The 12,191-nt window shown below is 36.0% G+C and carries 11 protein-coding genes; 3 read left to right on the forward strand and 8 right to left on the reverse strand.

Features of this window, described 5'->3' with window-relative positions:
- Positions 1-214: 214 nt before the first annotated feature.
- The gene (locus tag I5M19_RS07480) at positions 215-1,417 is read right to left on the reverse strand and encodes a hypothetical protein (RefSeq protein WP_214653033.1); all 1,203 of its coding nucleotides are present in this window, start codon (positions 1,415-1,417) and stop codon (positions 215-217) included.
- Between the two features lie 181 nt (positions 1,418-1,598).
- On the opposite strand from I5M19_RS07480, the gene I5M19_RS07485 reads away from it, so the two are divergent.
- Together I5M19_RS07485 and I5M19_RS07490 are read left to right on the forward strand one after the other, a co-directional pair.
- Positions 1,599-2,177 carry a nitroreductase family protein gene (locus I5M19_RS07485; RefSeq protein WP_200065581.1) on the forward strand — a complete coding sequence of 193 codons (579 nt, stop codon included), beginning with the start codon at positions 1,599-1,601 and terminating at the stop codon, positions 2,175-2,177.
- Positions 2,178-2,368: 191 nt separating this feature from the next.
- The gene (locus I5M19_RS07490; RefSeq protein WP_200065582.1) at positions 2,369-3,181 is read left to right on the forward strand and encodes a murein L,D-transpeptidase catalytic domain family protein; all 813 of its coding nucleotides are present in this window, start codon (positions 2,369-2,371) and stop codon (positions 3,179-3,181) included.
- 25 nt (positions 3,182-3,206) lie between these two features.
- Here I5M19_RS07490 and I5M19_RS07495 read toward each other — a convergent pair whose 3' ends face one another.
- On the reverse strand, positions 3,207-4,673 hold the full coding sequence (locus I5M19_RS07495; protein ID WP_235985778.1) for a L,D-transpeptidase scaffold domain-containing protein: 1,467 nt from the start codon (positions 4,671-4,673) through the stop codon (positions 3,207-3,209).
- A gap of 218 nt (positions 4,674-4,891) precedes the next feature.
- Between I5M19_RS07495 and I5M19_RS07500 the strand changes: the two genes are divergently transcribed.
- Entirely contained in the window at positions 4,892-5,422 is a 531-nt protein-coding gene (locus I5M19_RS07500) for a DinB family protein (RefSeq protein ID WP_200065584.1), read from the forward strand.
- Here I5M19_RS07500 and I5M19_RS07505 read toward each other — a convergent pair.
- The 6 genes from I5M19_RS07505 to I5M19_RS07530 form a co-directional block, all read right to left on the reverse strand.
- Positions 5,412-6,041, reverse strand: coding sequence for an HAD family hydrolase (locus tag I5M19_RS07505; protein WP_200065585.1), 630 nt, complete (start codon positions 6,039-6,041; stop codon positions 5,412-5,414). The genes I5M19_RS07500 and I5M19_RS07505 overlap by 11 nt on opposite strands.
- A 13-nt stretch (positions 6,042-6,054) precedes the next feature.
- A complete protein-coding gene (locus I5M19_RS07510) occupies positions 6,055-7,308 on the reverse strand; it encodes an MDR family MFS transporter (protein WP_200065586.1) in 1,254 nt (417 codons plus the stop codon).
- 86 nt (positions 7,309-7,394) lie between these two features.
- On the reverse strand, positions 7,395-8,489 hold the full coding sequence (gene aroC / locus I5M19_RS07515) for a chorismate synthase (protein ID WP_200065587.1): 1,095 nt from the start codon (positions 8,487-8,489) through the stop codon (positions 7,395-7,397).
- An 80-nt stretch (positions 8,490-8,569) separates the two neighbouring features.
- Entirely contained in the window at positions 8,570-9,883 is a 1,314-nt protein-coding gene (gene aroA, locus I5M19_RS07520) for a 3-phosphoshikimate 1-carboxyvinyltransferase (RefSeq protein WP_200065588.1), read from the reverse strand.
- Positions 9,884-9,891: 8 nt separating this feature from the next.
- Complete coding sequence (locus tag I5M19_RS07525; protein WP_200065589.1) at positions 9,892-11,016, reverse strand: chorismate mutase; 1,125 nt, start codon at positions 11,014-11,016, stop codon at positions 9,892-9,894.
- A gap of 56 nt (positions 11,017-11,072) precedes the next feature.
- Positions 11,073-11,978, reverse strand: coding sequence for a prephenate dehydratase (locus I5M19_RS07530; protein ID WP_200065590.1), 906 nt, complete (start codon positions 11,976-11,978; stop codon positions 11,073-11,075).
- Positions 11,979-12,191: the final 213 nt, after the last annotated feature.

The raw sequence follows: 12,191 nt of genomic DNA on the forward strand, positions 1-12,191 counted from the left end.
GCAAGTTGTTTGATCATTTGCCGGACATTAAAATATATTATAGTTTATAAGGTGTGAATCAAATTAAAATCCTTTAGCACACTTGCTAAATTAATAACACCTATTATTTTTTGCAATACGTATTTCTACTTGATTTTATCCTCTTTTATTAAAACAGATACAGCCTATATTTATAAGTAATATAAACACCATGATTAACAATTATAGAGGTAAATTATGGCTGCGGATTATATTGATACACTACCTCGTAGGGTTGATTACGCCATTTGGATGATACCTGACCAATATGCAGATCTTCCTTCTGAGGAGTAGGTTCGCAAAAAGAATAAAAATTACCTTTATAATTTAATGATGTGCCTATAGGTTTTGTAAACTGAACGGCCATGGTGATATGACTCGAATAAAGTACGGCTATCATAGGTAAATTATAAATCTCCTTTACCAGGTAAAAAAACAATGCAGCCCTGTCGTCACAATCGCTGTATTTTGCAAACAAGGTTTCTTCGGGTGATAAACGCTTTTCTTTTCCGTAATTACCTTCATCATCTTCATACAAAAAAGCCGACCGGGTAAAATGCATTAAATAATCAACACCTTTTACGGGTGTCATTCCTTTTAAATTCCTTTTTAGTAATGGAATTAGCGAGGCATAAGTTTCCCTGCTAAGTGGAATATTAAAATAGGTGCCAAAATCAACCACCGGATAATTAGCAAAAATGGTTTCAACATCAGGATTAAGCTTAATGTTAAAATTATAGGTTTTATGGTGATATGTAAATTGTAATTCCTTATCGGTATACGCTTCGGGTTTAAAGTCAGGCATTTTAGTGACCTGATATGAAAAAGCTTTGCCCTTGTCTGCAATTATAACACTTATCGGCTCCGGGCGATCCTGATTAATATTATATCCCGGATAATCATGATAATTTAAACAAATGTACTTTTTACCTTCTATCATAAAATAGGGGATATCTGAAACATCCTCATTATTTAATACATAAAATATTACTTTATCTTTTGTTAATGCTAAACGAGCATCATATCCTGACTTTCCTAATAAAAACCATTTATATAAAGTGTAACGCCCGTAATTATCAGCTTTGGGACTAAGTTGTTGAGCTGTTTTGCGAATGAGTTGATAAAAAAGCCAATCATTTAACTCATGCCTTACTTTATAAGCAATTAATGAATCAATTAAAGGCCGGTAGTTTACTATATTTGCCGTATTATAAAACGCTGAAGTAACTTCTGATGTTAACAATTTTGGCACATCAATTAAGAAAGCCTGATCAACCTCACTGTTAAATGTGCCATCGTAAAATTCAAAACATATTCTTTGCTCATTATCACGCCCATATAAATTATAGGTGATAACAGTAAAAAATAAGATATAATATATTTTACGGATATAGATCATACACTGGTTAATGTAAATTTACATATAATTTACAATTTAATAACATTAAATTAACATGAAATGTTGATGTATAATACACGTAAATTTAACGTTGGAAACAATAGGCTAAACCTATTTTAAAGTATTTAATAGGCGTTATTTACAACATTTGCCTATTTTCGCACTTAAAATATATACAACAATGGAAAACAATTTCTCTGCAATTGCGAATACAATAAAAAACCGTCGTACTGTTAAAACGAGTATGATGAATGGTAATAAAATACCTAATGGTCATATTGCCTCTATATTAGAACTTGCCGATTGGGCACCTACACACGGATTAACTGAACCATGGCGTTTTGTGGTATACGCAAAACCGGATGAGTTTTGTAAACAACATGCAGAATTATACAAACAATATACACCTGAGGAGTCGTTTAATCCAACAACGTATAATAACCTTAGCAACATGGGTAGCAATGTTTCACATATAATAATACCGATCATGAAACGCGGCGATTTGCCAAAAATTCCTGCTTTTGAAGAAATTGCAGCTGCTTCATGTGCGATACAAAATTTACTATTAGGTGCAACGGCATTAAATATTGCATCATTTTGGAGTACAGGCGGGATGGCCTTAAAACCAGCCATGGCTGACTTTTTTAAATTACACGATGAGGATAAAATAATGGGAATACTTTATTTAGGATACACTGAGGAACATTTGGAAGGCAGACGTAAAATTCCTGTTGAAGATAAAATCGTCTGGAATCAATAAGAAATTGACTTTAGATTTAATTCATTTCTAATAGAATTACTTTTATAGAAATTTATTTTCATAAAAATACATTATTATATTGCTGTGACGATAATATATATAGCATTATTTATATTTGTATATCACAATTAACACCCATACCAAAGCCTGTTAACCTTTTTATTTAAGTTATTAATTAAATTCGGAGAATTATGAGAAAGAATCTGTGGTGGATATTTAGCACATTATTGTTGTTTGCTGTAACAGTTATAAGTTGGAGACCGGCAAGTAATAGTGATATAATTAATACAAATACTAAATCATCAGTAACTGTAAATGGTAAACTTACTGCCAAGGAATTATTTGAACAATATGTTTCCGATATCTATCAAACAGCTAACTTACAACAGGCAGGCCTTAATTTAGCCGTATTTCAAAAAGCGGTTACAGGATATACCAATCTTAAATTAAGTAATAAATTAGATCAAAATAGTTCAATTATTACAGTTGTTGATTTTACAAAATCAAGCAAAATTAAACGCATGTGGATAATTGATATGCTTAACAAACATTTGATATTAAATACCTGGGTTGCACACGGACAGGGTAGTGGTGGTGATATTGCTAAAGAATTTTCTAACAATAATGAATCGCACCAAAGTAGCTTAGGTTTTTATTTAACCAACGAGGTCTATTTTGGTAAACATGGCCGTTCATTACGTTTAGATGGACTTGATGCAGGAATAAATAGTTCTGCCAGAGCACGTGGCATTGTTATTCATGCAGCTGACTATGTTAGTCAAAGTGCTATAAACCAATTAGGACGTTTAGGACGTAGTTTTGGTTGCCCTGCGGTTTCTCCCGAGGTATCAGAAACCGTAATTAACACCATTAAAGGCAAAAATATGTTTTTTATAAATGGTAACGATGTTAATTACGATTCTAAATATCTTGATGAAACGGAAGCTGCTAATTATATAGCAGATGTTTTAAAACCTGCTGATAATTCAATTGCTAAACTTTAGTTTACATTAACTTATTTTTATAAAATTATAAATTCCCGGCAAGTTGATCTGCCGGGTTTTTTTTGTTCATTATTTTTTGCATGTGTGCATATAGTACAATATCTAATCCGTAAACGTCCGGGCGAAATTGAATTGTGCCATTTTCATCTTCCCAACATGTCATATAGGTAATATATATTGGTGTTTTATTTGGTAAAGCTATAGTAGTAGGATCGGGGTTATCTTCTCCCATATCCTTAACTATCGTCTCATATTTAGAAGTGTTTCCAAATAACTCGTGTGCTAATCCCTGTGGGTTGCCTAAACGCACACATCCATGACTTACAGCCCGCATACTATTGTCGAATGCTGCTTTTGCAGGTGTATCATGCAGGTATACACTGCTTTGATTATTGAAGAGGAATTTTATTTTACCCAAAGCATTATCGTTTCCCGGGCGTTGTTTAAAGCTATATTCATCTTTATTTACTGATGACCAATCAACAGTCTCCGGATTTTCTATTACTTCACCATCTTTATAGGCGTCTATATTATTATTTGCTAAGTAATATCTGTCATTTGCGGCATGTACAATAATTTCCTTACTGGCTATACTTTGCGGTATGTTCCATACCGGATTGACCTGTACACTATGGATAACACTATTCAATTGAGGCGTTTCTCTGCTGAAAGGACGATCTACTTTATCGCTTTCATCATATTCTACAAGAGTATTGGTTTTATCAATATTACGTCCCTCACCAACACAAACTTTCATGTTTAAAACTGAGTGTCCGTTATCCATTACATCAAGCCTGTAGTCAGGGATATTTACCACAACAAATTTACTGGCTGTAGGCTTGTTTTTCCATCTAAGCCTTTCCATATTAACAACTAAATACCGGGCGGTTTCTTTAACTGTCATACCTTTTGCTTGTCCACCATCGGTAAGCATTTTTTGCAGAGCCAGATATTGGGGATCCTTAGGTTGTATACTATCTAAATAATGTTTTATATCCGCCGTATGAAATATTTGTGACATTGATGCACTATCAGGTCGTTTAGTTTCTGTATAATACCTCGCATATATTCTTCTGGGGCTAACAATACCAAATTGCATGGCATTGGAATAGTTTATTAAAGAGTTGGCTGATAATAGTTCCAGCATTGCCAAATCATGGTATGCTTCATCTAAGGTTTTTATTGCTTTTTTATCCTGAAATTTCTTTTGTAAGGCTTCTATCTCATCGGCTTGAAAAAGCTCCGGTTCAAGACCATGTTGGGTAACTTTATAAAAATAATCTGAACTTAAATCAATTTTGTTTTTAAGTATATGATCGATTGATAAAACCGGATCAAATCCGTTTTGAGTGTAAAATGCAGTGATTAATTTAGGGTTAGCCAGATTGTCCTTTTGCTCAGCTAATACTTTTTCAAACACCGCTGCGAATTCATCGGGAGTGGCGCTTTTAAAAACCTTATTTTTAGTTTCCTGAAACAATTGCTTGCCCATATCTGAGCGGCTTTTTTTACAGCTCTGAAAGGTAAGTGTAATTGTAAATATTGAAATTAACAATAAAGCAATTGTAATTTTCTTTGATGTATGTTTTGATATCATATTGAATTTTAAAATATTTTTAAATTATAATACAATCCCCATACCACTAAAAAATCGTATTGCACGTTACAGGTAATATAAGTTGATTGATTACAAGTTTTTATATTTACAAAATGGAAAAAAGCAAACTTTCTGAGCGATGGTTAAGGGGGCCTTTACCAAGTATCCCTGCTCTTTTACAACCAATAGCACATGCTTTATTACAAGCTAAAGATGAGGTAAATAGCATAATGAAAGACTTTCCAGAAGAACTTTTATGGCTTCAAGTTGCCGGACTAGCTTCTCCGGCATTTCATTTACAACATATGAAAGGTGTAATTGACAGGTTATTTACCTATGCAATGGAAAGCCAATTAAATTACGACCAGCTAACTTATTTAGCAGAAGAAGGAAAACCGACTACAAAACTATACACTTTAAGCCTTTTAATAAAATCTTTCAATGATCAAATTGATACAGCGATTAAAGAGTTAAGCAATGTAGATGAAAACACATTAACAAAACATTGTGAAGTAGGACGCAAAAAGTTGCCCTCAACTGCTATCGGGCTGTATGTGCATGCAGCTGAACATATTATGCGACATGTGGGTCAGTTGTTGGTTACCGTAAAAATATCGCGCGAAATGAATACGATTAGCTTATAATATTAATTATAGAATTATAACTGGCGCTTCTATAGGTTACAGACGCATTAACGTGCATATCTTTGGGATCAAATAAAAAAGTATCAATACCCAACTCATTAGCCGCTTTTATTTCAGACTGCGGATCATCACCTATTACCAGTACATCATTTATTGTATAATGGTTTTCCTTTATTATTTTAAAAAATACATCTTTTTTAGTTTCAGTAGACTGTTCAGGATCAACTATATATATTCCTTTAAAATCAGCCTCAATACCTAACATCTTCACTTTACTCGTTTGTAATTTTGTAAAGCCGGTTGTAACCAAATACTTGTCAATGTTAATAGATTGTAAAGTTGCGTATTGTTCATATGGTACCATTGGCTCGTTAAAAGTGATATTCTTAAGTAATTCAATTCCTTTTGCTGTTAATTCCGCGCCGAAACCAAACTCATCCGCTACGTGCTGATAGGGGCGACGTGTAAGTTCATCTTTTGCTTTTGTGATACCATGTCTGCTTTCTTCCGGCAGTTCTTCATCTATCAGCTGAAACAAACGTCCGAATAGTTTATCTGCAATGGAGCTTACCGGATAAATGGTATTATCTAAATCCAGGATCAATACACGTTTTTTCATCTTATGTTAAATGTTATATTATAGCTAACTCAGCATTTTCATTAAGTGCATCCATTAGCCTTTTATCATTGTTTCTGAAACGGTACATTATAATTAATCCCCCGGTTACTATTAGGCAAATTGCACCGAGTAACCACCAAAGTAATTTAAAATCACCGTAAACAATTACCTGACTACCTAAAGCAGGTGCTATTACCTGCGCTGTAGACCAGGATATGGTATATAGCGCAGCATACTGCCCCCGGTTATTATTATTGCTTCGTGCTATCCAATAAGAATTCATAAAAGGCATACTCACCATTTCACCCATAGTAATTACAACTACTACTATAACGCCTGCAAAAGCAGACGGAGGTAATACATTAAGCAGCACAAAGCCAAAGCCGGTAATTATAACACCATATGTAATGTAGATGAGCGTGTGTTTTTTGCCTTCCAGATAATTGATAAGTACCATCTCCACTAAGGCTATTAATAAGCCGTTAAGCGCAAGTAAAAACCCTATAAACCGTACATTAAAATGCCATTTTAATTTATAAAACACAGGTTCCATAATAAAAAACTGAAAAAAGCATATACTGAACAAGGTGATAAGAAATATAAACAGTAGATATACCTTGTCTTTGTATGCGGAGGAAAGAATAACAACTTCTTTATTATTATCAGAAGGTTTAGGAGTGCCGGAGCGGGGGATAAGTTTTAATAACAATAATCCCGCAAAAATATTGGTACAACCATCAACCCAGAATAATAAATGGTAATTAAATGATGCTAAAAAACCGCCTAACGCGGCACCCACCGCCCATCCTAAATTTACTGCCAGCCGGTGTAAAGAGTACGAACGTGTTTTGTTTTTCGGGGCACTATAATGAGCTATAGCTGTTGAATTTGCGGGGCGAAATGCCTCATTACAGAAACTCAGCACAAAAGTTCCTATACCAAGAGTGATAAAAGTATGCTGATAACCAACTAAAATAAACATTAAGCCACCGCTTATTAATGCAATGGCTTGTACATCATAAAAACCGAATTTATCGGTTAGTTTGCCACCCGTAAAGGCACCAATAATGGAACCCAAACCAAATAAGGCCATAATATAACCTGCCTGTACCACCGTGAAATGCAATTGGTTGATACAGTAAATTGTCATGAAGGGGACAACCATAGTGCCGCTACGGTTAATGAGCATCACAATACTTAAATACCAGTTGTTTATTGATAAACCACTATAGGCATTTTTGTAAATTTTAATAACAGAGGATTGCATGGCCAGCAAAAATAAAAGCACTCGTAAATATCTATCGAATATTATCGAAAACAAGAAATTAATTATAATACCAAACGCAAAGTAAGCTATGCCAACTTTGCGTTTCTGTTTCTTAACCAGTGGTCAGCTATAACCAATGCCGCCATGGCTTCAACAATGGGGACGGCACGCGGCACTACACATGGATCGTGCCGGCCCTTACCAGATATTTCTGCGGAATTTCCCTGACTATCAATAGTTGCCTGATTGTGCATTATAGTAGCTACCGGTTTAAACGCAACCCTAAATTCAATAGGCATTCCGTTACTTATTCCTCCCTGGATGCCTCCTGAAAAATTAGTGCGTGTTTGAATATTACCGTCACTGTCTTTTATAAAAATATCATTATGCTCTGACCCCCGCATTTCGCTGCCGGTAAAGCCCGAACCAAACTCAAAACCATGTACAGCATTAATACTGAGCATGGCTTTGCCTAATTCAGCATGCAGCTTATCAAATACAGGTTCACCCAAACCAACCGGACAATTTTTTATATAACAACTTACCTTACCGCCAACAGTATCGCCCTGTTTTCGTATGTCATCAATAAAATTGATCATTTCTTCGGCAGTTGCGGGATCAGCGCATCGTACAATATTTTTTTCGCGCGCAGTTAAAAAATCATTTGCATCATCAATAATTACGTTAGGCGCGTTTATTTTCCCTACACTGCTAACGTGCGCTAATATTTCAATTCCGGCAGTTTTTAATAAAAGTTTAGCTAACCCTCCGGCTGCTACACGTGCAGCTGTTTCGCGGGCCGATGAGCGGCCGCCGCCACGATAATCACGAATACCGTATTTAGTTTGATAGGTGTAATCGGCGTGTGATGGCCGGAAGACATCCACATTGTGTGAGTAATCTTTGGAACGCTGATCTTCGTTCGGTATCATCATAGCGATAGGAGTACCGGTCGTCTTTCCTTCAAAAGTACCCGAAAGAATTTTTACCGTATCACTCTCTTTACGCTGAGTAGTAATTTTTGATTGACCGGGTTTACGCTTATCCAACTCCGCCTGTATATAATTTATGTCGATATCCAGTCCTGCTGGGCATCCATCAATTATTACACCGATAGCTTCGCCATGCGATTCGCCAAAAGTTGTTATTCTGAATAACTGACCGAATGAATTACCTGCCATAAATATTTGCTTAAACCCCTATAAGTTGAGGAGCGATCATAAACTTATTAATTATTATTACACTAAAAAAACACGACCTTTTAGTTATGCTGATACTCGGGTTTAAATCCTGCTTTTTCAAGATCTTTCCAAAACGCAGGGTATGATTTCTCTACAACATCAGCATCCTCTATCTCAACCTTGTTAATTAGCATTGCCAAGGGCGCAAATGCCATTGCCATACGGTGGTCGTCGTAAGTGTTAATGAATATACTATCGGGTATAAACCTTTCACTACAATCGAGCTTGTAAACCTGTCCATTTTCTATCAGCTTAACGCCTATTTTAGCTAATTCTGTTTGCAAGGCTAAAACACGGTCAGTTTCCTTTATTTTTAAGGTCTCTAATCCGGTAAAACTTGCTTCATGACCTAAAGCCGCACACACTACAATTAGCGTTTGTGCAAGATCCGGACATGCTTTCATGTCGAATATTTTACGAATAACCGGTTTGGCTTCTTTGGTCAACTTTACCCCACCATCTTTAAATTGTGAGGTAATACCAAAATTAGCCATAATCTCGGCGATAACACTATCACCCTGTAAACTGTACGGCGTAAGCCCAGGTAAAAATAATTCTGCCTCATCGCTTAAGGCTGCTATAGCATACCAATAAGATGCTGCACTCCAATCCGGTTCAATATGTAAAGAAGTTTCAGCAAAGTCCTGATGAGGTATAGAGATGATATTGTCTGTCCAGGTATGACGTATATTTGCCTGCCCTAACATTGCTAAGGTCATTTCCACATACGGACGAGAGGTTAACTCACTTTCTATATGCAATTCCAAACCAAAAGGCAGTTGGGCAGCGATGAGTAACAATGCAGTTATATACTGGCTGCTTATGTTACCTTTAATACTGATCTTACTAGTTAGCTGCTCGAAACTGCCTTTCAGTTTGATGGGAGGATATCCTTCTTTCTCTTCGTATTCAATATTGGCGCCCAGTTTTCTAAGTGCATTAACCAATATACCAATTGGTCTCTGCTTCATACGTTCACTGCCTGTTAATATAATATCATTATCACTTATGGCATAATAAGCGGTTAAGAATCGCATAGCTGTTCCAGCAGGGCCAATATTTACTGTTTCCGTTTCCTGTTTGGCTTCAATAGCTTCTACTTCGTTTTTCTCGTCAGTTCCTATTACCACTTTTGGACTTTCTGAGCTGGTTCCTTTAAGAATTCCGGATAAAGTAACTGTGTCCGCTGCATCTGAAACGTTTACTACCTTTACCTTACCATTACTTAATGCCTCAATGATAAGGGCACGATTACATTCGCTTTTCGATCCTGTTAATTGTACAGTTCCTTTTACATTTCCATTGTGTTTGGAAAGTATAATACTATGCTTCATTTTACCGATTAGGCGTGTGTTAATTTTTCTGTAGCTACTACCTGGCTTTTATTCATTATTTCGGTTTGCTTGCGTATAGATTCACTGTGTATTAGTTCCAGTAATTTCTCAGTAAATTCTGTACTTAATTTTAAGGCTTTAGCATAGCTGGTACGTTTGTGTAAAATTTCATCCCAACGGTTAACCTGTAAAATGGTAATGTTATTATCTCTTTTATAGGTTCCAATTTGCTCAACTATCTGCATTCGTTCAGCCATTTTTTGTATAACCAGGTCATCAATTTTATCTATATTATTACGCAGGTCCGCTAATTTGTCATTGATCTCTGCGTTACGGGTTTCGGGTTTCCGCAACGTTAAATTGGCTATCAATTCTGCCAAAGCAGCAGGTGTTACCTGTTGTTTCGCATCAGTCCATGCCACACTTGGGTCAATGTGTGATTCAATCATTAAACCCTGCATATCCATATCCAGTGCTTTTTGAGAAATGTAAGGGATAAGGTCGCGGTTACCTGAAATATGGCTCGGATCGCAAATAATGGGTAAACCAGGCGCATGTGTCTTAAGGTTAATAGCCAAATCCCACATGGGCTCATTACGGAAGGCAGATTTTTCATAAGACGAGAATCCACGATGAATGGCTGCTAATTTGGTAATGCCTGCGTTATTAATACGCTCTAAAGCACCTATCCATAAAGTAAGGTCGGGGTTTACCGGATTCTTTACCATTACCGGAATATCAACCCCCTTTAATGCGTCTGCAATTTCCTGTACAGTAAAAGGGTTAGCGGTTGAACGGGCGCCAACCCATAAAATATCAACACCTGCGGCTAACGCTTCTTCAACATGTTTAGCAGTTGCAACCTCAACTGTTGTTGGCAAGCCGGTTTCTTCTTTCGCGCGGTTCAGCCATTTAAGACCAATGCTTCCAATACCTTCAAACTCTCCTGGTCGTGTACGTGGTTTCCATATTCCGGCTCTCAGGGCAGTTACTTTGCCTGTTTTTGCCAGTAAATGTGCTGTTGCTACTAATTGATCTTCTGTTTCGGCACTGCATGGGCCGGCTATAAGAAGAGGCTCTTTACCTGTTTGTATCCAGGATTCAAGGGGCTGTATGTTAAGGTCTATTTTCATATCGTTTTTTTGTTACGGAAATTTAAATTTTAGTTATTCGTATGTTTTTAATAATGTTAATTCTGATCTAATTTTTTTATATTGATATATCTTTTTGGTTTTTCAGATTTTAGCAATGGAGGAGTGGGATCTTCTTCAAAACGCTCATATTCACCCAGAATATTAAAGTTGTGGGTGTATTTTAATATCTGTCTTATAGCGGCATCGTAATTTTTGGTATCGTTCCATTCTATATCCACGTAAAAATTATATTCGTTACGTTTACCTAAAACAGGCATGCTTTGTATTTTACTCATATTAACATTTTCCTGTGCGAATATGTTAAGTACTTTAGCTAAAGCACCTACCTCATTACTTACCTGAAAACATAGAGATGCCTTATTCGCTTTTTTCTTTTTAACATTTTCGTGGGTTGTTAATATCAAAAACCTCGTGAAGTTTTTCTTGTTCGATTCAATCCTGCGCTCCAAAACATCCAACCCATAAAGCTTTGCTGCTAAAGTGTTAGCAATAGCTACTGTGTCGTCAAGTTGTTCGTCACGGATACGTTTAGCACAAGCGGCAGTATCGTTACTTTCTACTATTTTTAAATGCGGATATTCATCAAAAAAATCAATACACTGACGTATGGCAATAGGGTGGGAGGTTACGTATTTTATATTTTCGAACCGCACTCCCGGTAAAGCCATAAGGTGCAATTGTATAGGAACGTAAACTTCGCCAACAACCGGAAAAGTATAGCTTAAAAGTAAGGAGTAATTTGGCAATATGCTGCCCGCAATGCTATTTTCAATAGCCATTACCACATAATCAGCTTCTTTGTTTTGTAATGCCTCAAAGGTTTGCTTGAATGAGTTACATTCAATGGTATGTATTTCTTCGCCAAAATATTTAAAGGCGGCTTCTTCATGGAATGAAGCACGTATTCCTTGTATAGCAACTCGAGGTCTTTCTGTTTTCATATTTGCTTTAAAGCAAAAAATCCCGGCTTTTGGGCCGGGACTTTTTATTTTTATGTATATTTTGTTTTGTACATATTAGTCCCGGCTCTTACTTGTAAAGTAAAAGTAGTAACCATAAAAATATGCACGTGAATTATTCATTGTTTTTGTTATGGCGTAAATGTACAAGTAAAAATTAGTTTGTCAATAGATAATTTTATTTTTTGTAAAAAA

Origin of the sequence: Mucilaginibacter segetis, assembly GCF_016522075.1 — a bacterium.
In the GTDB taxonomy this organism is placed as follows: domain Bacteria; phylum Bacteroidota; class Bacteroidia; order Sphingobacteriales; family Sphingobacteriaceae; genus Mucilaginibacter; species Mucilaginibacter segetis.

What these genes read in the sequence shown, in the direction of transcription:
- I5M19_RS07500 (WP_200065584.1), top strand. Translation starts at nt 4,892, where the DNA reads ATGGAAAAAAGCAAACTTTCTGAGCGATGGTTAAGGGGGCCTTTACCA.
- I5M19_RS07510 (WP_200065586.1), bottom strand. Translation starts at nt 7,308, where the DNA reads ATGCAATCCTCTGTTATTAAAATTTACAAAAATGCCTATAGTGGTTTA.
- I5M19_RS07495 (WP_235985778.1), bottom strand. Translation starts at nt 4,673, where the DNA reads ATGGGCAAGCAATTGTTTCAGGAAACTAAAAATAAGGTTTTTAAAAGC.
- I5M19_RS07480 (WP_214653033.1), bottom strand. Translation starts at nt 1,417, where the DNA reads ATGATCTATATCCGTAAAATATATTATATCTTATTTTTTACTGTTATC.
- I5M19_RS07530 (WP_200065590.1), bottom strand. Translation starts at nt 11,978, where the DNA reads ATGAAAACAGAAAGACCTCGAGTTGCTATACAAGGAATACGTGCTTCA.
- aroA (WP_200065588.1), bottom strand. Translation starts at nt 9,883, where the DNA reads ATGAAGCATAGTATTATACTTTCCAAACACAATGGAAATGTAAAAGGA.
- aroC (WP_200065587.1), bottom strand. Translation starts at nt 8,489, where the DNA reads ATGGCAGGTAATTCATTCGGTCAGTTATTCAGAATAACAACTTTTGGC.
- I5M19_RS07525 (WP_200065589.1), bottom strand. Translation starts at nt 11,016, where the DNA reads ATGAAAATAGACCTTAACATACAGCCCCTTGAATCCTGGATACAAACA.
- I5M19_RS07485 (WP_200065581.1), top strand. Translation starts at nt 1,599, where the DNA reads ATGGAAAACAATTTCTCTGCAATTGCGAATACAATAAAAAACCGTCGT.
- I5M19_RS07505 (WP_200065585.1), bottom strand. Translation starts at nt 6,041, where the DNA reads ATGAAAAAACGTGTATTGATCCTGGATTTAGATAATACCATTTATCCG.
- I5M19_RS07490 (WP_200065582.1), top strand. Translation starts at nt 2,369, where the DNA reads ATGAGAAAGAATCTGTGGTGGATATTTAGCACATTATTGTTGTTTGCT.